The sequence below is a fragment of the Sphingomonas sp. 7/4-4 genome (assembly GCF_027941955.1).
In the GTDB taxonomy this organism is placed as follows: Bacteria; Pseudomonadota; Alphaproteobacteria; order Sphingomonadales; family Sphingomonadaceae; genus Sphingomonas.
Genome location: NZ_CP115960.1, coordinates 3,361,182 through 3,379,115, shown reverse-complemented (window position 1 = coordinate 3,379,115; position 17,934 = coordinate 3,361,182). Strand labels below are relative to the sequence as shown.

At 67.8% G+C, this 17,934-nt stretch carries 17 protein-coding genes and 5 pseudogenes; 8 read left to right on the top strand and 14 right to left on the bottom strand.

Going from position 1 to position 17,934, the window contains the following annotated elements; all coding sequences use genetic code 11:
• The first annotated feature begins 86 nt into the window (after positions 1-86).
• Positions 87-1,867 (top strand): annotated as a pseudogene (locus PIB19_RS17170) (AcrB/AcrD/AcrF family protein).
• On the opposite strand, the gene PIB19_RS17165 reads toward PIB19_RS17170, so the two are convergent.
• From PIB19_RS17165 to PIB19_RS17135, 7 genes and pseudogenes are all read right to left on the bottom strand, one after another.
• Complete coding sequence (locus PIB19_RS17165; RefSeq protein WP_271238306.1) at positions 1,836-2,477, bottom strand: MarC family protein; 642 nt, start codon at positions 2,475-2,477, stop codon at positions 1,836-1,838. The pseudogene PIB19_RS17170 and the gene PIB19_RS17165 sit on opposite strands and share 32 nt — an antisense overlap.
• Positions 2,474-3,070, bottom strand: a complete 597-nt coding sequence (locus PIB19_RS17160; RefSeq protein WP_271238305.1) for a hypothetical protein — start codon at positions 3,068-3,070, stop codon at positions 2,474-2,476. The genes PIB19_RS17165 and PIB19_RS17160 overlap by 4 nt, the downstream gene beginning before the upstream one ends.
• Positions 3,070-3,945 carry a bifunctional methylenetetrahydrofolate dehydrogenase/methenyltetrahydrofolate cyclohydrolase FolD gene (gene folD, locus PIB19_RS17155; protein WP_271238304.1) on the bottom strand — a complete coding sequence of 292 codons (876 nt, stop codon included), beginning with the start codon at positions 3,943-3,945 and terminating at the stop codon, positions 3,070-3,072. Before folD ends, PIB19_RS17160 begins: the two co-directional genes overlap by 1 nt.
• Entirely contained in the window at positions 3,942-4,244 is a 303-nt protein-coding gene (locus PIB19_RS17150) for a DUF167 domain-containing protein (protein ID WP_271238303.1), read from the bottom strand. The genes folD and PIB19_RS17150 overlap by 4 nt, the downstream gene beginning before the upstream one ends.
• A complete protein-coding gene (locus PIB19_RS17145) occupies positions 4,245-4,547 on the bottom strand; it encodes a YggT family protein (RefSeq protein WP_081855857.1) in 303 nt (100 codons plus the stop codon).
• 84 nt (positions 4,548-4,631) lie between these two features.
• A pseudogene (argB, locus tag PIB19_RS17140) lies at positions 4,632-5,410 on the bottom strand (acetylglutamate kinase).
• A 162-nt stretch (positions 5,411-5,572) separates the two neighbouring features.
• Complete coding sequence (locus PIB19_RS17135; RefSeq protein WP_056610276.1) at positions 5,573-6,250, bottom strand: queuosine precursor transporter; 678 nt, start codon at positions 6,248-6,250, stop codon at positions 5,573-5,575.
• 134 nt (positions 6,251-6,384) lie between these two features.
• Here PIB19_RS17135 and PIB19_RS17130 point away from each other — a divergent pair.
• Together PIB19_RS17130 and PIB19_RS17125 are read left to right on the top strand one after the other, a co-directional pair.
• Positions 6,385-7,682 (top strand): annotated as a pseudogene (locus tag PIB19_RS17130) (NupC/NupG family nucleoside CNT transporter).
• Positions 7,679-8,074 carry a hypothetical protein gene (locus PIB19_RS17125; RefSeq protein WP_271238302.1) on the top strand — a complete coding sequence of 132 codons (396 nt, stop codon included), beginning with the start codon at positions 7,679-7,681 and terminating at the stop codon, positions 8,072-8,074. The pseudogene PIB19_RS17130 and the gene PIB19_RS17125 overlap by 4 nt, the downstream one beginning before the upstream one ends.
• Here PIB19_RS17125 and PIB19_RS17120 read toward each other — a convergent pair.
• Entirely contained in the window at positions 8,071-8,940 is an 870-nt protein-coding gene (locus PIB19_RS17120) for a 3-hydroxyacyl-CoA dehydrogenase NAD-binding domain-containing protein (protein ID WP_271238301.1), read from the bottom strand. The two genes, PIB19_RS17125 and PIB19_RS17120, sit on opposite strands and share 4 nt — an antisense overlap.
• 63 nt (positions 8,941-9,003) lie before the next feature.
• Between PIB19_RS17120 and PIB19_RS17115 the strand changes: the two genes are divergently transcribed.
• Positions 9,004-10,008 (top strand): DUF1176 domain-containing protein, encoded by a 1,005-nt coding sequence (locus PIB19_RS17115; RefSeq protein WP_271238300.1) that lies wholly within the window; start codon positions 9,004-9,006, stop codon positions 10,006-10,008.
• On the opposite strand, the pseudogene egtD reads toward PIB19_RS17115, so the two are convergent.
• The 4 genes and pseudogenes from egtD to PIB19_RS17095 all read right to left on the bottom strand — a co-directional run bounded on the left by egtD (position 10,005) and on the right by PIB19_RS17095 (position 13,341).
• Positions 10,005-10,981, bottom strand: a pseudogene (gene egtD / locus PIB19_RS17110) (L-histidine N(alpha)-methyltransferase). The gene PIB19_RS17115 and the pseudogene egtD sit on opposite strands and share 4 nt — an antisense overlap.
• A 1-nt stretch (position 10,982) precedes the next feature.
• Positions 10,983-12,248 carry an ergothioneine biosynthesis protein EgtB gene (egtB, locus tag PIB19_RS17105; protein WP_271238299.1) on the bottom strand — a complete coding sequence of 422 codons (1,266 nt, stop codon included), beginning with the start codon at positions 12,246-12,248 and terminating at the stop codon, positions 10,983-10,985.
• Between the two features lie 50 nt (positions 12,249-12,298).
• Positions 12,299-12,856 (bottom strand): cob(I)yrinic acid a,c-diamide adenosyltransferase, encoded by a 558-nt coding sequence (locus tag PIB19_RS17100; protein WP_271238298.1) that lies wholly within the window; start codon positions 12,854-12,856, stop codon positions 12,299-12,301.
• Positions 12,857-12,981: 125 nt separating this feature from the next.
• Positions 12,982-13,341, bottom strand: coding sequence for a hypothetical protein (locus tag PIB19_RS17095; RefSeq protein ID WP_271238297.1), 360 nt, complete (start codon positions 13,339-13,341; stop codon positions 12,982-12,984).
• 53 nt (positions 13,342-13,394) lie between these two features.
• On the opposite strand from PIB19_RS17095, the gene PIB19_RS17090 reads away from it, so the two are divergent.
• The 3 genes from PIB19_RS17090 to PIB19_RS17080 all read left to right on the top strand — a co-directional run bounded on the left by PIB19_RS17090 (position 13,395) and on the right by PIB19_RS17080 (position 15,784).
• Positions 13,395-13,589 (top strand): hypothetical protein, encoded by a 195-nt coding sequence (locus PIB19_RS17090; RefSeq protein WP_271238296.1) that lies wholly within the window; start codon positions 13,395-13,397, stop codon positions 13,587-13,589.
• The gene (locus tag PIB19_RS17085; protein ID WP_271238295.1) at positions 13,579-14,913 is read left to right on the top strand and encodes a DNA-packaging protein; all 1,335 of its coding nucleotides are present in this window, start codon (positions 13,579-13,581) and stop codon (positions 14,911-14,913) included. Before PIB19_RS17090 ends, PIB19_RS17085 begins: the two co-directional genes overlap by 11 nt.
• A 202-nt stretch (positions 14,914-15,115) precedes the next feature.
• Complete coding sequence (locus PIB19_RS17080; protein ID WP_271238294.1) at positions 15,116-15,784, top strand: spermidine synthase; 669 nt, start codon at positions 15,116-15,118, stop codon at positions 15,782-15,784.
• A gap of 20 nt (positions 15,785-15,804) precedes the next feature.
• Here PIB19_RS17080 and PIB19_RS17075 read toward each other — a convergent pair.
• A pseudogene (locus tag PIB19_RS17075) lies at positions 15,805-16,554 on the bottom strand (COG4705 family protein); the annotation flags it as partial.
• A 99-nt stretch (positions 16,555-16,653) separates the two neighbouring features.
• On the opposite strand from PIB19_RS17075, the gene PIB19_RS17070 reads away from it, so the two are divergent.
• Positions 16,654-17,763: a phage portal protein gene (locus tag PIB19_RS17070; RefSeq protein ID WP_271238293.1), complete on the top strand. Its 1,110-nt coding sequence runs from the start codon at positions 16,654-16,656 to the stop codon at positions 17,761-17,763.
• Here PIB19_RS17070 and PIB19_RS17065 read toward each other — a convergent pair.
• A complete protein-coding gene (locus tag PIB19_RS17065; protein ID WP_271238292.1) occupies positions 17,744-17,917 on the bottom strand; it encodes a hypothetical protein in 174 nt (57 codons plus the stop codon). The genes PIB19_RS17070 and PIB19_RS17065 overlap by 20 nt on opposite strands.
• Positions 17,918-17,934 lie beyond the last annotated feature (17 nt).

Here is a 17,934-nt window from a genome sequence, read left to right as displayed (position 1 = left end):
GTGGAGCGAGGGAAGCGATTTTGAAGCTGAGCGAGATAAGCGGGCTGCGCCTGAAAGAGGAACTGGACCGGCGCTGGCTGGCGGGGATGCTCGTCTTCTGGCTGGGCGTGGTCGCCTGGTTCCTGTGGCAGCGGCAGGGCAACATCCATTGGCTCGTGCTCGGCGACACCGACGACAATATGCGGCTGATGCAGGTCCGCGCATGGCTGGCGGGCCAGGGCTGGTACGATCTGCGACAATATCGCCTCGATCCGGCGCTGGGCGGGTTCGACATCCACTGGTCGCGCATCGTCGATCTGCCGATCGCGGGACTGATCCTGCTGCTCGAGCCCTTCATGGGCGTGGCCGCGGCGGAGAAATGGGCTTGCGGGCTGGCACCGCTGCTCCCGCTGGTGATTACGATGACCGGGCTCAGCCTCATTGCCCGCCGGCTCGTCGCGCCGCAGGCCTGGCTGCTCGCGCTGATCATCCTGATGGGCTGCACCTCGACGATCCTGATGTATGCGCCGATGCGCATCGACCATCATGGCTGGCAGCTCGCCTGCCTTGCGCTGACCGTGGCGGGCCTGGCCGATACGCGCCGCGCGCGGGCGGCGCCACCGTCGGACTGTCGAGCGCGCTGTCGCTGACGATCGGGCTGGAGATGCTGCCTTATTGCGCGATGGCGGGAGCGATCATCGGCTTACGCTGGGTATGGGATTCGGGCGATGCGCGGCGGATGCAGGTCTATGGACTGAGCCTCGCGGGCGGGTCCGGGCTGGGCTTCGCCTTGTTCGCATCGAACGCCAATCAGGTGCTGCGCTGCGACGCGCTGACGCCGGTTTGGCTGAGCGTGATGGTGGCTGCGGGAACCCTGCTGTTCGCGCTGGCGCTGCTCAATCCGGAGAATCGCTGGCTGCGGCTCGCGCTCGCCGCAGCGGCCGGCGGCGTGATCGTCGCGGGGTTCATATTGCTGTTCCCACAATGCCTGGGACGGCCCGAGCAGGTCTCGGACGAACTGGCGCGGACCTGGCTCAACAATGTCCGCGAGGCACGGCCGATCTACCAGCATTCGTTCAAGACCGGCTTTCCGATCGCCGCGTTGCCGGTGATCGGCATCATCGGCGCATTGGTCGCGACATGGCGCGCGCGGCGCAGCGAGGCGGCGGTGGCGTGGGCGGCGATCGCGTTGTTCACGGCGTTCGCGGCGGCAATGCTGCTCTGGCAGATCCGCGCCGGCCCCGCCGCGCAGATGCTGAGCGTGCCCGGCGCGACGGCGCTGGCCTGGCTGGTGGTGCCGTGGTTCCTCGGCCGCTCGTCGATGCTGGTCCGCGTGTTCGGCTCGGTGCTGGCGTTCCTGATCGTCTCGGGGCTGTTCGCCGGCTTGGTCCTGCCCTGGCTGCCTGCGGACAACAAGGGCGGCAAAAGCGGCCCCGACCGGGTGGCGCAGGCCAATGCCGCCTGCGCGCGGATGACCTCGCTGCGGCAGCTCAATGCGATCCCGAAGGCGATCCTCTTCAGCCATGTCGACATGGGACCGCGGCTGATCACGATCACGCACCATGACGGCGTCGCCGGCCCGTATCACCGCAACGGCAATGCGATCCTCGACGTGCACCACGCCTTCACCGGCCCGGCCAGCGGCTTCAGGCCGATCGCGGCGCGGCACAAGGCACAGTATCTGCTGATCTGCCCCGATATGGCCGAGACCACGGTCTATCGCTCGCGCAGCCCCAACGGCTTTTACGGCCAATTGCATCGCGGGCAGGTGCCGAACTGGCTGGAACCGGTGGCGCTGCCGGCAAAGTCGCCGTTCCGGCTATGGCGGATTCGCTACGATCTGCCGGATGTGCCGGTCAGTGCCCCGAAAGCGCCGCCCCGGCGCTGAAGCTGGCGCGGAGCCCGTCGATCACGAACTGCGCGGCGAGCGCGGCGAGCAGCACGCCGAGCAGCCGCGACACCACCGCCTCGATCTTGGCGCCGACGATCCGCATGATCGGCCCGGCGATCAGCAAAGCGAGGAGCGTGAGCGCGAGGATCGACGCCATTGCGGCGAGCACCACGGCGGAGCGCGCGAGCCCGTCATTCTGCGACATCAGCAGCATCACCGACGCGATCGAGCCGGGGCCCGCGATCATCGGCATCGCCATCGGGAAGATCGAGATATCGGCGACTTCGGTGGCCTTGACCTTCTCGGCGCGATCCTCGCGGCGTTCGGTGCGGCGTTCGAACACCATCTCGAGCGCGATCAGGAACAGCATGATCCCGCCCGCGATGCGAAAGGCATTGAGGCTGATGCCGAGCGCGCGCAGCAGTGCCTCGCCGAACAATGCGAAGCCGAACAAGATCGCCGAGGCGACGAGCACCGCGCGGATCGCCATCGCGCGGCGATGCACCGCGCTCGCTCCGGTGGTGAGCCCGGCGAAGATCGGCGCACAGCCGGGCGGATCGATCACCACGAAGAAAGTGACGAAGGCGGAGAGGAAAAGCTCGATCATCCGGCGCGCTCGACTACGTCTTCGAGCACCGTTTTCCAGCCGCGGCCGGTCCAGATCGCGACCGAAAAGGAGCGTCTGCCGGCGACCCAGGTCCAATGGGCTTGAAGCGACTGGTCGGCCGCCGCGTAGCAGCCCATCTCAGTGGCGGACAGGCAGCCACCCATGTCGATTTCCGGATGCCCGCCGCAGGATGCGCGAACCACTTGTGGCTTCTCGGGAAGCGAACGCGGTGCCGCGAGCTGGTCGCCGCCGTCATAGATCCATTTATAAGCGCCGTCCGGTTGGCGGACCCAGACGGTGGTGAAGTAGCCGTTGGCGCGGGGCCGCATCCAAGACCCGGTATTCACGGCGACACTGCCATCGCACGAGACGAAGCTCTTGGCCGCCCACCATTGCACGGCGATCGGCGGGTTCTTCTCGGGCAACGCTTCCTTCGCCGGCACCGGCTGCGGCATGAAAATCACCGCGTCCTCAGTCATGAATTCGCGAAAGGCCGTCCATTGCCCCTTGGCCTGCGCCGCAGCGTTGAACGCCCGCTCGGCATCCAACGCCGTCTGCGGAATCGCCGCCTGGAGGAGCAGCAAAGCGAGCATCAAATCCCGTCCTCGTCGAGCGTCACGCCTTCGCGGCGGTGCGCCGCCACCAGGGTGTTGCGGAGCAGGACCGCAATCGTCATCGGACCGACCCCGCCGGGCACCGGCGTGATCGCGCCGGCCACGCTCGCGGCGCTGTCGAAATCCACGTCGCCGGTGAGGCCGCCTTCGATGCGGTTGATGCCGACATCGATCACGGTGGCGCCAGGCTTGAGCCACTCGCCCTTGACGAAATGCGCGCGGCCTACTGCGGCGACGACGATGTCGGCGTGCTGGAGATAATGCGGCAGGTTGCGCGTGCGCGAATGCGCGATGGTGACGGTGCAGCTCTTCGCGGTCAGCAAGGCCGCCATCGGCTTGCCGACGATGTTCGAACGGCCGACCACCACCGCGTCGAGCCCCGAAAGATCGCCCAGCCGGTCCTCGAGCAGCATCAGGCAGCCGAGCGGCGTGCACGGGACGAACCCCGGCAGCCCGGTGGCGAGCCGGCCGGCATTGACCGGGTGGAAGCCGTCGACATCCTTGTCCGGATCGATCCGCAGCAGCACTTCATCGGCGTTGAGATGCGCGGGCAGGGGCAATTGGACGAGGATGCCGTCGACTGCCGGATCGGCGTTGAGCTGCTCGACCAGCGCGATCAGCGTCGCCTGATCGGTATCGGCGGGCAGCCTGTGCTCGAAGCTCTCCATCCCCGCCTCGCGGGTCATCTTGCCCTTGGAGCGGACATAGACCGCAGAGGCCGGGTCCTCGCCGACCAGCACCACCGCGAGCCCGGGCGCGCGGCCCGTCGCCTGCCGGAATGCGGGGACACGCTCCGCCACGCGGGCGCGGAGGCCCGCCGCGAATGCCTTGCCGTCGATCAATGCTGCGCTCATGGCTCGGCTCCATAAAGGCTGGCGGCGATCTTCGCCAGCGCGTCCGCATCGCCCGCGATCGCGAGCCGCTTGTGCCGGGCGGTGTCGCCCGAAATCAGCGTCACGGCGCGTTTGGGAACCCCGAACGCCCTGGCGACCAGCGGGATCAACGCCGCATTCGCCGCACCTTCGACGGGCGGTGCCGCGAGCCGCACGGCGAAATGTTCGTCGGTTCCCGCAATGAACGCATCGCGCGATGCGCGCGGCGTCACGCGAACGGCAATCTCCAGTCCCTCAGCAACGCTGCGCCATGCCGGCACTCAGCCGGCATAGCCCGCAGTGGCGATCTGCACGATCAGCCAGGGGATGAAGTAGTTGTTGAGGATGTAGAGAACCAGCAGCACGACCAGAGGCGAGATGTCGAGCGCGCCGAAATCGGGGAGGACGCGGCGGATCGGGCGATAGACCGGCTCGGTGACCGTCTGGAGCCCGTTCCACAGCGCGCGCACGAATTCGTTATGGGTGTTGATCACGTTGAACGCGATCAACCACGACAGGATCGCCTGCGCGACGATGATGAAGGTGAAGACCGTCAGCAGGAGCTGCACGATCTGCAGGAGCATGATCAAGAACGAGGTCAAGTGCGTCTCCGAAGGGTCGAGTTGTGCATTGGATACAGGAAAGCCGCGCCCCCGGACAAGCCTAGCTCAGGCGTGGACGAGCGTGCCCGCGCCGCGCCGCGTGAATATCTCGAGCAGCATCGCGTGCGGCACGCGCCCGTCGAGGATGACCGCGGCATCGACTCCCGCCTCGACCGCCGCCACGCAGGTCTCGACCTTGGGGATCATCCCGCCCGAGATCGTGCCGTCCGCCTTGAGCGCGGCGATCCCCGCGGGATCGAGATCGGTCATCAGTTCGCCCGCCTTGTCGAGCACCCCGGCGACGTCGGTGAGCAGGAAGAAGCGCTTGGCGCCGCACGCCCCGGCGATCGCCCCCGCCATGGTGTCGGCGTTGATATTGTAGGTATGGCCGTCGGCGCCGAGCGCGATCGGCGCGACCACCGGAATGAAACCCTGCGCGGCGAGCGAGCGCAGGATCGAGGGATCGACCGCGACCGGCTCGCCGACGAAGCCGAGATCGACATGGCGCTCGATCCCGCTCAGCGGATTGGGCTCGCGGCCCTGAACCTTCTCGGCAGTGACGAGCGCAGCGTCCTTGCCCGAGATGCCGACGGCCCTGCCGCCCGCCTGGCCGATCCAGCCGACGATTTCCTTGTTGATCGAGCCCGCCAGGACCATCTCGGCGATCCGCGCGGTCTCGGCATCGGTGACGCGCAGCCCCCGACGAATTGCGACTCGACGCCGAGCCGCTTGAGCATCGCGCCGATCTGCGGCCCGCCGCCATGGACGACGATCGGATTGATCCCGACTGCCTTCAATAGCACCACATCCTCGGCGAAATCGCGCGCCAGCTCGGGATCGCCCATCGCGTGGCCGCCATATTTCACGACGAAGGTCGCGCCGGCATAACGCTGGAGATAAGGCAAAGCCTCGGTGAGCGTCTCGGCCTTGGCGAGCATCGCGGGATCGGGTGCGTGATCGGTCATCGCGCGCCCTTAGGACAAAGCGCGCGCGAGCCCAAGCCCGTCTTAGAGGCTCCGCCGTCCATCGAGGAAACGACCAAGCCCGACGAAGAAATAGATGAGCGGCGGGACCAGCACGAGGCTGAGCACCACCTTGGTGAGCATCTGGCCCACCAGCAGCTCGCCGATCGGAAAGACGCCGTAAAAGGCGATGGTGATGAAGATCAGCGTGTCGGCGATCTGGCTGAGCATGCTCGCGACCGCGGCGCGGAGCCACAACAGCTTGCCGCCGCCCTGCTTGAGCGCGCTGAAGATGGTGACGTTGAGGATCTGCGAGATGCCGTAGGCGACGATCCCGCCGAGCCAGATGCGCGGGGTGCCCGACATCATCAGCTCGAAGGCGTGGAGGCGATCGGGCTCCATGCTCGGCGAAGGCGGCAAAGCGAGCACAAGCAACGACAACAGCACCGACGTGACCAGCGGCACGAAACCCCACAGCACCAGCCGGCGCGCGGTATCCGGGCCGTTGAGCTCGGCGACCGCGCTCGACACCGAGACCAGCAGCAGGAAGGCGAAGATCCCCGCCTCCACCGCGAGCGGCCCCACTCCGACCAGATTGCCGAGCTGCGAGATCGGGCCCAGCGAGACCTGCTTGTTGCCGAGCACCCCGGCAATGCAGACCATGCCGCCGTAGAAGATCGAGAGGAAGAAGAGCGAGCGCGTGATGTTGGGCCGGATTTCCATCGGCGGACGCTAGCGGGAAAGAAGCGGCTGCGAAAGATGCTGCGCCGCGCCCTCTGGCACACCGGCGCGCAGCGTGTATGCTCCCGCTTTCGCTGGCCAAATTCGGGGGCTGGCTCGGGGGCGCAGACCAGCGAATGACTCATTTTCCGATCGGTATCCTTGGCATAATCGCGATCCTCGCAATCGCCTGGCTGCTTTCGAGCAACAAGCGCGGGATCCAGCTGCGCGTCGTCGGCGCGGCGTTTGCGCTGCAGGCCGGGATCGCCGTGCTCGTATTGCGTACCAGCTGGGGACAGGCGGCGCTGCACGGGCTCTCGAACGGCGTCTCGGCGCTGCTCGGCTATGCCGGTGCGGGCACCAGCTTCCTGTTCGGTCCGTTGGCCAAGCCCGAGCTGGGTGGCCAGAGCTTCGCGATCGCGGCGCTGCCGGTGATCATCTTCTTCGCCGCTCTGGTGTCGATCCTCTACCATCTCGGCGTGATGCAGTTCGTGATCCGCTGGATCGGCGGCGCGATCGAGAAAGTGGTGGGTACGACCAAGGTCGAATCGCTGTGCGCCGCCGCCAACATCTTCGTCGGCCAGAGCGAATCGCCGCTGGTGATCCGGCCCTATCTCGCCCGGCTCACCCCTCGCAGCTCTTCGCGGTGATGACCGTCGGCATGGCCGGCGTCGCGGGGACGATCCTCGCGGCCTATGCCAGCCTGCTCGGGCCGCAGGCGCTTCCCTATCTGCTCGCGGCCTCGTTCATGGGGGCACCGGGCGGGCTGCTGATGGCCAAGATCATCATGCCCGACGATATCGCCCCGGCGAACGGCGAGCTGCCGCTAGGCGACGTTCCCGAGGAGGAAGTGATCAAGGTCGTCGAGGAAGAGGTGGAGGAGGAACGCGCCGCCAACCTGATCATGGCGGCGGCGACCGGCGCCTCGACCGGCGTCAAGATCGCAGTCGCGGTGGGCGCGATGGTGCTCGCCTTCGTGGCTTTGGTGGCGCTCGCCAACGGGCTGCTCGGCGGCCTGGGCAATTGGATCGTCTATGCCAGCGGCAACGCCGCCTGGGCCCAACCGCTCGCCGATCTCAGCTTCCAGAAGATCATCGGCACGATCTTCGCGCCGGTGATGTTCCTGCTCGGCATATCTTGGCACGAGGCAGTCGCGGCGGGCGGGCTGTTCGGCACCAAGGTGGTACTCAACGAATTCGTCGCGTTCATCCAGCTGGGCGAGATGAAGGACCTCGCCCCGCGCACCGTGGCGATCATCACCTTCGCTTTGTGCGGCTTCGCCAATTTCAGCTCGATCGCGATCCAGATGGCCGCGACCGGCAGCCTCGCACCGAACCAGCGCCCGATGATCGCGAAGCTCGGCATCCGCGCGCTGATCGCCGGGAGCCTGGCGAACCTGATGTCGGCGGCGCTGGCGGGACTGCTGCTGCCGTGACCCCGCTCGTCCTGCTCGCCGCTTTATGCCTGCCGCCGCCACCGGGAATGCCGGAGCCGCAGCCGCCGGGCGAGGCGGAGAAGGCGCGGGTGATCGCCACGACCTCGCGCAACATCGTCGCCGGCGTGGTGACGCGCAACGACGACAAGGTGCGCTTCAGGATTCTCAAGGTCTACAAGGGCGCGTTGAAGCGCGGGCAGGTGATCGATGCCTATCCCGCGCACGGCTTCTATTCGGGAATGCCCTGCCCCGGCATGATACCGCCGCCGCCCACCCTCAAGGGCGCGAAGGGCGTGATCGCATTCGACGAATTGCCGGCGCCGCTTCGATGGGTCACCCCGCAATGGCTCGCGGAGATGAAGCGGACCGGCCTGATCGCAGACCGGCGCTAGCGCGTCGGCACCGGCTCCGCGCCCGAATAATCGTAGAAGCCGCGCTTGGTCTTGCGGCCGTACCAGCCTGCTTCGACATATTTTACCAGCAGCGGCGCGGGGCGGAATTTGGGATCGCCGGTGCCTTCGAACAACACGCGGGTGATCTCGAGGCAGGTGTCGAGGCCAATGAAGTCGGCGAGCGCGAACGGGCCCATCGGGTGGTTGAGCCCAAGCTGGCAGGCGGCGTCGATGTCGGGAATCGTCGCGACGCCCTCGCCCAATGCGAAGCACGCTTCGTTGAGCATCGGCATCAGCACGCGATTGACGATGAAGCCCGGTGCGTCGTTGGCGTGGACGATGCGCTTGCCGAGCGACTGGCCGAACTTCTCGACCGCGGCGACCGTCGCGTCCGAAGTCGCGAGGCCGCGGATCAGCTCGATCAGGCCCATCACCGGGACGGGATTGAAGAAGTGCACGCCCATGAAGCGCGCCGGATCGGGCGCGGCCTGCGCCAGCCGCGTGATCGGGATCGACGAAGTGTTGCTGGCGAGGATCGCGTCCGGGCCGAGCACCTTGCCGACAGTCTCGAAGATCGAGCGCTTCACGCCCTCGCGCTCGGTGGCGGCCTCGATGACCAATGTACAGGGCGCCATCCCCGAGACGTCTGTGAGCGGCTGGATGCGGGCCAGCGCGGCCTCGGCATCGGCGGCGGCGATCTTCTCCTTCTCGACGAGACGGGCCAGCTGCTTCGCGATTCCCGCCTTGCCGGCTTCGGCACGGGCGAGGTCCATGTCGGAGAGGAGCACGGAATAGCCCGCCTGCGCAGACACCTGCGCGATTCCCGCGCCCATCTGCCCCGCACCGATCACGCCTATCGTCTGCATCGTCCGCCTCCGTCGCTTTCGCGCCCCCTACCCCCGCCAGAGCGCTTCGGCTAGACCGGCGGCATGCCGATCCTCGCGCTCCTCGCCGCGGCACAAGCCCCCAGCCCCTCCGAGGTCAAGTCGTTCGGCGACTGGGCGGTCACCTGCGACAATCTTCGGTTCTGCGAAGCGGCATCGCTGATGGCCGACGAGAATCTCGACAATGAGCCGCAGATCGCGATCAAGCGCGAGGCCGGGCCGGCAGGGGCGCCGGTGATCGAGATATCCCCCGACACCGAATATCGCGGAGGCTGGCGGATCGAAGTCGACGGGAAAACGGTGCTCAGCGGCAGCGTGCGGGGACCGAGCGTCGTCATCACCGGAGTGCAGGCCAGCCAGCTCGCCGATGCCATGCTCAAGGGCCAGACACTGGTGCTGCGCGGCGGCGGCAAGGTGTTGAGCCAGGCTTCGCTCAAGGGCCTTTCAGCGACTTTGCGCTACTTCGACGCCGGGCAGGGCCGAGCGGGAACCACGACGGCACTGGTCGCCAAGGGAGCGAAGCCCGCGAGCGCCGTACCGGCCGCGCCGATCGCGCCTCGTGTGACTTTCGTGCGGCCCACCGGCAAACCGGCGGCGTTTTCAGCGGCGCTGCGCGCGGCGATGGGCAAGCAATCCGAGTGCGACGCGGTTTACGAGGGCAAAGAGGGCAAACTGCCCGAGACCAGGACCTGGGCACTCGGCGGCGGCAAGACGCTCGCACTGATCCCGTGCGGCAGCGGCGCGTATAATTACTCGAGCGTCCCTTTCGTGATCGAGAACGGCAAGGCGATGGTCGCGCACTTCGATCGGATGCCGGCCTGGTCGGAGATCCAGGGCATCGCGACTCTGGTCAATGCCGATTGGGATCCCGCCAAGGCCGAGCTCGGCAATTATATACAGGGCCGCGGGATCGGCGATTGCGGAAGTTCGGAGACCTATGTCTGGGACGGCGCGATGTTCCGGCTGGTGGAGGCGCGGGCGATGAGCGAGTGCCGCGGTTCGCGCAACTGGCTGCGCGTCTGGAAGGCAGAGGCGGTGCCGGCCCGTTAGGGCGCCATCCGCAGCGGCTGCGCCTCGCACAGCATCAATGCGAACCAGTCCTGCGGATCGGTCCACTCGCGGATCGGCGTCCAGCCGCCCGCGCGCAGCAGCATGCGGCCGCCATTGGGACCGTATTTGTGGCTGTTCTCGGTGTGGATCGTCTCGCCCGCATCCATTGCGAAGGTGCGGCCGTCGACAGTGAATTCCACATCACGCTGCGCCTCGAGATGCATCTCGATCCGCGCGGCATCGGCGTTCCAGATCGCGCGGTGACGAAAGGCCTGGACCGGGATCGTGCCGGCGAGTTCGCGGTTGATGCGTTCGAGCAGATTTAGGTTGAAAGCGGCAGTGACGCCCTGGGCATCGTCATAAGCGGGGACGAGGATGTCGGGCGACTTGATCCGGTCCATCCCGATCAGCAGCCGGGCGCCCTCGCCCAGCCATTCGCGCATCGCCCGGAGCAGATCGACGGCGTGAAAGGCGTTCATGTTGCCGATCGTCGAACCGGGGAAGAAGCCGAGCTTCGGCAGGCCGCTCACTTCGGGGGCAGCGGCACCGGGCGCAGGAAATCGGCCTCGACCGGCAACACCGGAAGCCCCGGAAAACCCGCCGACAATTCGCGCGCCGAGTGGCGCAGGAACTCGCCCGAAATGTCGATCGGCACATAGGCCGCGGGATCGATCGCGCGCAGCAGGATCGGCGTCTTGGCGGACGAGCCCGATCCGAACTCGACCACCGCCGCGTTGGACGCGGCGAGCGCGCCGAGCTGCGGGCCGATCTGCATCAGCAAAGCCGTCTCGGTGCGGGTGGGATAATATTCGGGCAGATCGGTGATCGCCTCGAACAATTCCGAGCCGCGGCGATCGTAGAACCACCGCGCCGGGATCGCCCGTGGCTGTCCGCCGAGGCCGCTCAGCACATCGGCGCGGAAATTGGGATCGGCAAGACTCTGCTCGCCGTCCTGTGGCTCCTGCTTGAGCATCTCAGAGATCCTTGGCCAGGCGTACGCCGGTGAACTGCCAGCGCTGGTGCGGATAGAAGAAGTTGCGGTAGCTCGCCCGGACATGCCCGCGCGGTGTCGCGCAGCTGCCGCCGCGCAGCACGAACTGCCCGTTCATGAACTTGCCGTTATATTCGCCGACCGCGCCCTCGGCGGCGCGGAAGCCGGGATAGGGGCGATAGGCGCTGCCGGTCCATTCCCAGACATCGCCGAAGAAGGCCGGGCCGCCCGCGGACGGACGCGGCTCGACCGCGCCCGCTGCGTCGAGCTGATTGCCGCCGTTCGGGTCGTGCCCGCGCGCCGCGGCTTCCCATTCGAATTCGGTCGGCAATCGCGCGCCGGCCCAGCTGGCATAGGCATCGGCCTCGAAGAAACTGACATGGGTGACCGGCGCGGCCGGATCGACCGGACGGCGGCCGTCGAACCCGAAGCGGGTCCAGGCGCCGTCGCCCTGTTCCCAATATAGCGGTGCCGCGATGCGCTCCGCCTGCACCCAGGCCCAGCCGTCCGACAGCCAGTGCCGCGGATCCCGGTAACCGCCGTCGGCGATGAAAGCGGCCCATTCACCGTTGGTCACGGTGCGGTCCGCCAGCGCGTGCGGATGGAGCAATTCGGCGTGCCGCGGGCCTTCGCAATCGAAGGCGAAATCGCCAGCATCCATGTCGATTCCGATCTCGACCATGCCGCTGCGCCCCGCGATCCATCCGACCGGGCCGGGCATTGCGACGGGCACCTTGGGCGCGCCGGGCCAGACCGCGGGCGCGAGCGGGTTCACCGAGAAATGATGGAGGATATCGGTGAGCAGCAGCTCCTGATGCTGCTCCTCGTGATGGCAGCCGAGCGCGACGAGGTTCTGCACGCCCGCCGGCAGATCGGGCAAAGCCGCCAGCAGCGCCGTATTCACCGCCTCGCGATAGGCGCGGATCTCGTCGAGCGAGGGACGCGACAGCATCCCCCGGCGCGGGCGGGCATGGCGCTGCCCCTCCGCCTCGTAATAGCTGTTGAACAGGAACGGCCAGCGTTCGTCGAACAGCCGGTAGCCGGGAACATGATCGCGCAGAACGAAGGTCTCGAAGAACCAGGTCGTGTGGGCGAGATGCCATTTGGCCGGCGACGCATCGTCCATCGACTGGATCGTCGCATCGGCATCGGAGAGCGGCGCGACGAGATCGGCGGTCAGCGCCCGAACCGCGGCGAAACGCGACGCGAGTGCGGAGGAAGCCGGGTTTACATCGCGCTCCGTTCTCATAATGTTCCCCTACGCCGGGGTCGCCGTAGCGTCAACCCGAAACGAACTGGTCAGCGCGAGGCGCCGGGCACCCATAGAACGTCTCCGGCCCCGTTCCGGTTCATTGCGCGCGCGGCGACGAACAGCAGGTCGGACAGCCGATTGAGATATTTCACCACTTCCGGCCGCAATGCCACCTGCGCCGCCGCGGCGACCGTGGTCCGCTCGGCACGGCGGGCGATTGCGCGGGCGAGGTGGAGAGCGGCGGCGGCAGGCTCGCCGGCGGGGAGGATGAAGCTGGTCAGCGGATCGAGCGCGCCGTTCAAATGATCGATGCGCTCCTCGAGCCATTCGACCTGCCCCGGCACGATGCGCAGCGCGCCTTCGATCCCGATCGGGGTGGCGAGATCGGCGCCCAGATCGAACAGATCGTTCTGGATGCGCGCGAGCATCTCGCTGACGCTGCCGGGACCCAGCGCGGCCCGCGCCACGCCGATCGCGCTATTGGCCTCGTCGACATCGCCGATCGCCGCCATGCGCGGATCGGCCTTGGAAACGCGCGATCCGTCGACCAGCCCGGTGGTGCCGTCGTCGCCGGTGCGCGTGTAGATCTTGTTGAGCTTCACCATGCGGGCTTGTCCTTACGCCCGGAGCAGCCGGCGCGAAAGCCCGGCGCATCGCTCTCAGCCTGGGGGAAGTTCATCTAACCAGATCGGTTATTTTCGCTTGACATCGTCACGTTGATGTGGCACAACTAGGGAACGATGAAGAATTGCGAGTCGGGGCCTTCGGGCCTCTGGAAGGGCCGGGCACCGGGAGGTGCGCCGGCCCTTTGCGTTTCGGGAGAAACAGGATGGACGATTTGATCATGGCCAATCGTGACGGACAGCGGCAGCGGCGCAAGCCCCATCCGCGTGGCTTTACGGTGCAGCGGCGGCAGCGGTTTCTCGACGCGCTGGCGCTGACCTGCAACGTCAAGAGGGCGGCTGCCTTTGCCGGGGTCTCCCAATGCACGGTCTACAAGCATCGGGGGCGGGATCCGCAGTTCGTCGCGCAATGGCGTGAAGCGCTGGAGGCGGGATATGACCGGCTGGAGATGCTGGCGCTCGAACATGGCGGCGCGGGCGTGCGCTGGAGCCTGCCGATCCGGAACGCGCCGAAGCCGAGATGGGCGAGGAATTGCCGCCGTTCGACTTCGCGAAGGCAATGGAATTGCTGCGCCATCATCGCGCGTCGCGCCACGGCCATAAGGCAGCGCGAGGCAAACAACGCCGGATGGCGACGCGCGAGGAGACCAATGCGGCGCTGGCCAAGGCGATCGCAGCCGCAAGCAAGCGGCTGCGCAAGTCCCATGACGCCTGAGGCCGCCGATCCGGACGACCTCAAGCTGCTGCGCGCGCTGATCGACTTGCCGGAGAAGGTGCAGGCGCAGGTGCTGGCGCGGCTGAGCGATGCGCAGTGCGTGGAATGGCTGGAGCGCTTTCCGATCTGGGCGCATGACGGGCAGCTCGATCCGGGCGGCGACCCTTTGGTGTGGCTGATCATGGCGGGGCGCGGCTTCGGCAAGACCCGGGCGGGGGCGGAATGGCTGAGCGGGCTGGCGCGGCGTACGCCCGGCGCGCGCTTCGCATTGATCGGCGCGACGAAGGACGATGTGCGCCGCGTGATGGTGGAGGGTCCCAGCGGACTGCTGGCGGTGGCGCGCGACGGCGAAAGGATCGAATGGAGCCGCGCGCGCGGCGAAGTGACCTTCGCTTCGGGGGCGATGGCCACGGTCTATTCGGCCGAGGCGGCGGAGGCGCTGCGCGGCCCCGAGCACCATGCCGCGTGGTGCGACGAAATCGGCAAATGGGGACGGCGCGGGGACGACGCCTGGGACAATATGATGTTCGGGCTGCGGCTGGGGAGCGCGCCGCGCGTGCTGGTGACCACCACGCCGCAGTCGACCGAGCTGATGCGGCGGGTGGAGCGGCTGGCGGACGCGGCGGCGGCCGTGGTGCGTGGGCGGACGCGCGACAATCCGCATCTGCCGGAGCGCTTCGTCGAGGCGATGCTGGCGACCTATGCCGGCACGCGGCTGGGACGGCAGGAGCTGGACGGCGAATTGCTCGAGGATGTCGCCGGCGCCTTGTGGACGCGGCGGCTGATCGAGCGGGCGCGCGCCGAGGCGGCGCCCGAGCTGGTGCGCGTGGTGATCGGCGTCGATCCGCCGGCGAGCGCCGGGGGCGATGCGTGCGGGATCGTCGCAGTGGGGCTGGGGCGCGACGGACGCGGCTATGTGATCGAGGATGCCACGGTGTCCGGGGTCTCTCCCGAAGGCTGGGCGCGGGCAGTGGCGAAATGCGCGGCACGGTGCGGCGCCGACCGGGTGGTGGCCGAGAAGAACCAGGGCGGCGACATGGTGGCGAGCGTGCTGCGCGGCGCCGATACCGGGCTGCCGGTGACTTTGGTCCATGCCTCGCGCGGCAAGAGCGCGCGGGCCGAGCCGGTGGCGTTGCTCTACGAGGCGGGAAAGGTGCTGCATGCCGGGGCGTTCCCCGAGCTGGAGGACGAATTGTGCGGGCTGCAGGCGGGCGGCGGCTATGAGGGGCCGGGCCGCTCGCCGGATCGGGCGGACGCCCTGGTCTGGGCGATGACCGAGCTGATGCTGGGGAAACGCGGCGCGGCGCGGGTTACGCTGATGTGAGGGGTGAACTTCCTTCTCCCCTTGTGGGAGAAGGAAGGGGCCCGCTGCGAAGCAGCGGGAAGGATGAGGGGACACGTATCAAGGGCGCAGCCCTCCCCTCACCCTTCCGCGCCTCCGGCGCTCCCTCCCTCTCCCACAAGGGGAGAGGGAAAGAAGGTAATCACCGCTTGTGCGGCGGCCGGGTAGCGCGGATAGCGGCGGGATGGTTCCGCGTGACTTGATCGATACGGCCGAAGTGCCCGGCGGGGATCCGCTGCGGCTGTTTCGGCGGGGCAGCGACTTCATGATCGTGCTCGACCGCAACGAATTGATGAACAGCCGGATGAGCGGTTCGGAAGAGGCGCTCGCCGAGATGACGATCGATCGGCTGCGCGTGCCGGCGCCGCATCTGCTGATCGGCGGATACGGGATGGGGTTCACGCTGCGGGCGGCGCTGAAGCGGCTGGACGGCGATGCGCGGGTGACGGTGAGCGAGCTGGTGCCCAAGATCATCGACTGGGCGCGCGGGCCGATGGCCGAACTGGCGGCGGGGTGCCTCGACGATCGGCGGGTGGAGGTGGTGCTCGACGATGTCGGGGCGATGATCCGGCACGGGCGCGGCGGCTATGATGCGATCCTGCTCGATGTCGACAACGGGCCGGACGGGCTTACCCGGCCGGGGAATGACGGGCTCTATTCGATGCGCGGGCTGGCGGCGGCCAGGGCCGCGCTGCGGACCGGCGGGGTGCTGGCGATATGGTCGGCGGCGCCCGACGCTGTGTTCGCGCGGCGGCTGCGCGATGCGGACTTCGCGGTGGAGGAAGTCGGCGTGAAGGCGCGCAGCAACGGCAAGGGTCCGCGGCACGTGATCTGGTTCGGGACGAAGCGGTAAGTTCGCGCGCGCTCAGGCGCTCGACCGGGCCGCCTTTTGGGTAACGCCATTATGAGCAGGAGAATTGCTCCTGCCAGCACCGCCGAAGCCAAAGGACGACTGAACGCCAGCCCGCCATGATCGACAGGCTTGTCGAGCAAATCGCCAACCGCCGCACCCAGCGGGCGAGTGAGAATGAAGGCGGCCCAGAACAATGCGACGCGATTGATCGTCGTGAAGGCGTAGAGAAGGAGGAGGATAGCGAGCATCGCGCCGAAGATCAGCGCGGCGCCGCCATATCCCAGACCATTCGTGTCGGCGGTCCAGTCGCCGAGCGCCGTGCCGAGCGTCTGCGAGAAGGTGATCGTGATCCAGTAATAGCGTTCGGCAGTCGGTTCATGGACGGTGGAGACCGAGATCGAGCCCAGCGCCCGGTGCCAGACGAATAGCGATGCCAAAACGCATCCGAGCAGGAGCGCGGACCCGCCGGTGTAGCCGATGCCCAGCGAACGGGTCGCGAAGTCGGCCATCGTCGTGCCCGCCATGGTCGAGGCAATGATCGTCGCCCAGTAGAGCAGCGGATGGAAACGGCTCGCCGCGATTTGGCGCCACGCCAGCAGCACCAGCAACGCGAGGAAAACCGCAGTGCTGACGAGATAGCCGAGGTTGAACGTCATGCTGAGCGTATCGCCGGCGGTTTCGCCGAGGGTGGTGGCGAGGATCTTGATGATCCAGAAGCCCAGCGTGACGGCGGGTACTTTCGAGAGCGTTTCGCGAACGACCGGCGTCATGGTCACCTCCAGGCCCCGGCCCGCTGAACAGTCGCCGACAAGCGACTGCCACAAACACGGATCGCTGCGGCGACACAACCCCTGACCCGGGAGAGGCAAATGAAATGGTTCGGACGGAAGTCGGCCGCGCGCGATGGCGTGCGGCCGGCGCTGGCGCGTGGCGGGAGCATCACCAGCCTCGGCGAATGGCCGCGCAGCTACGAGGCGCAGGTGCGCGAAGGCTATTGCAACAATCCGGTGGCGCAGCGCGCGGTGAAATTGGTGAGCGAAGGCGTGGGATCGGCGCCGCTCAAGGCGAGCGAGCCGGCGCTGGCGGCGCTGGCGACGGCGCGTTCGGGCGGACAGGTGCTGATCGAGACGGTGGCGGCCCAATTGCTGCTCCATGGCAACGCCTATGTGCAGATCCTCTGCGACGGCGCGGGGCAGGTGCGCGAATTGTTCGCGCTGCGGCCCGAGCGGGTGACGGTGGAGGCCGATGCCGGGGGCTGGCCGGTGGCGTATCGCTACCGGGTAGGCGAGCATGTCAGCCGGCTCGCGGCGGAGGATGCCGGTGGGCGGCCGGCAGTGGCGCATATCAAGGCGTTCAATCCGGTCGACGACCATTATGGGCTCGGCTGCCTCGGCGCAGCGGCGGGCGCGGTGGCGATCCACAATGCCGCGACGCGCTGGAACAAGGCATTGCTCGACAATGCGGCGCGGCCTTCGGGCGCCCTGGTCTATGACGTGAGCGACGGCGGGGTGCTGAGCCCCGACCAGTTCGCGCGGATCAAGAGCGAGCTCGAGGCGGCGTTCGCCGGCGCTGCGAACGCGGGACGGCCGATGCTGCTAGAGGGCGGGCTCAAATGGCAGGCGATGAGCATGACGCCTGCCGACATGGATTTCATGGCGCTGAAGGCGGCGGCGGCGCGCGAGATCGCATTGGCCTTCGGGGTGCCACCGATGCTGATGGGGCTGCCGGGCGACACCGCCTTCGCCAATTACCGCGAGGCGAACCGGGCATTGTGGCGGCTGGCGATCCTGCCGGTGGCGGAGACGATCCTCGCCGGGCTGGCACAGGCGCTGGCGGGCTGGTTTCCGGACGCGGCGCTGACGATCGACCTCGACCGAGTGGCGGCGCTGGCCGAGGATCGCGAGCGGCTGTGGCGCCAGGTGAGCGCGGCCGACTTCCTCAGCGACGAGGAGAAAAGGGCTATGGTCGGATTGTCGTGACGGTGAGCGTGCAGGTGCGCGCTTCGACATTCCAGACGCCGTCGACCTGCGCGCATTTGGACTTGAGCACGGCGTCGGTCGACCAGGCCCAGAGCAGCAAAGCGGCGAGGACGACCAGCAACAGGACGAGCAGGGGAAAGAGCCGGCGGCGCATGTCGCTGGCCTAGGCGC

Bases quoted from the DNA above. Each gene is read 5' to 3' on its own strand.
- PIB19_RS17165 (WP_271238306.1), bottom strand. From the start codon at position 2,477: ATGATCGAGCTTTTCCTCTCCGCCTTCGTCACTTTCTTCGTGGTGATC.
- PIB19_RS17160 (WP_271238305.1), bottom strand. From the start codon at position 3,070: ATGCTCGCTTTGCTGCTCCTCCAGGCGGCGATTCCGCAGACGGCGTTG.
- folD (WP_271238304.1), bottom strand. From the start codon at position 3,945: ATGAGCGCAGCATTGATCGACGGCAAGGCATTCGCGGCGGGCCTCCGC.
- PIB19_RS17145 (WP_081855857.1), bottom strand. From the start codon at position 4,547: ATGCTCCTGCAGATCGTGCAGCTCCTGCTGACGGTCTTCACCTTCATC.
- PIB19_RS17135 (WP_056610276.1), bottom strand. From the start codon at position 6,250: ATGGAAATCCGGCCCAACATCACGCGCTCGCTCTTCTTCCTCTCGATC.
- PIB19_RS17120 (WP_271238301.1), bottom strand. From the start codon at position 8,940: ATGCAGACGATAGGCGTGATCGGTGCGGGGCAGATGGGCGCGGGAATC.
- PIB19_RS17115 (WP_271238300.1), top strand. From the start codon at position 9,004: ATGCCGATCCTCGCGCTCCTCGCCGCGGCACAAGCCCCCAGCCCCTCC.
- egtB (WP_271238299.1), bottom strand. From the start codon at position 12,248: ATGAGAACGGAGCGCGATGTAAACCCGGCTTCCTCCGCACTCGCGTCG.
- PIB19_RS17100 (WP_271238298.1), bottom strand. From the start codon at position 12,856: ATGGTGAAGCTCAACAAGATCTACACGCGCACCGGCGACGACGGCACC.
- PIB19_RS17095 (WP_271238297.1), bottom strand. From the start codon at position 13,341: ATGTTCGAGCGCCAGCATCTCCAGCCGGTCATATCCCGCCTCCAGCGC.
- PIB19_RS17090 (WP_271238296.1), top strand. From the start codon at position 13,395: ATGGGCGAGGAATTGCCGCCGTTCGACTTCGCGAAGGCAATGGAATTG.
- PIB19_RS17085 (WP_271238295.1), top strand. From the start codon at position 13,579: ATGACGCCTGAGGCCGCCGATCCGGACGACCTCAAGCTGCTGCGCGCG.
- PIB19_RS17080 (WP_271238294.1), top strand. From the start codon at position 15,116: ATGGTTCCGCGTGACTTGATCGATACGGCCGAAGTGCCCGGCGGGGAT.
- PIB19_RS17070 (WP_271238293.1), top strand. From the start codon at position 16,654: ATGAAATGGTTCGGACGGAAGTCGGCCGCGCGCGATGGCGTGCGGCCG.
- PIB19_RS17065 (WP_271238292.1), bottom strand. From the start codon at position 17,917: ATGCGCCGCCGGCTCTTTCCCCTGCTCGTCCTGTTGCTGGTCGTCCTC.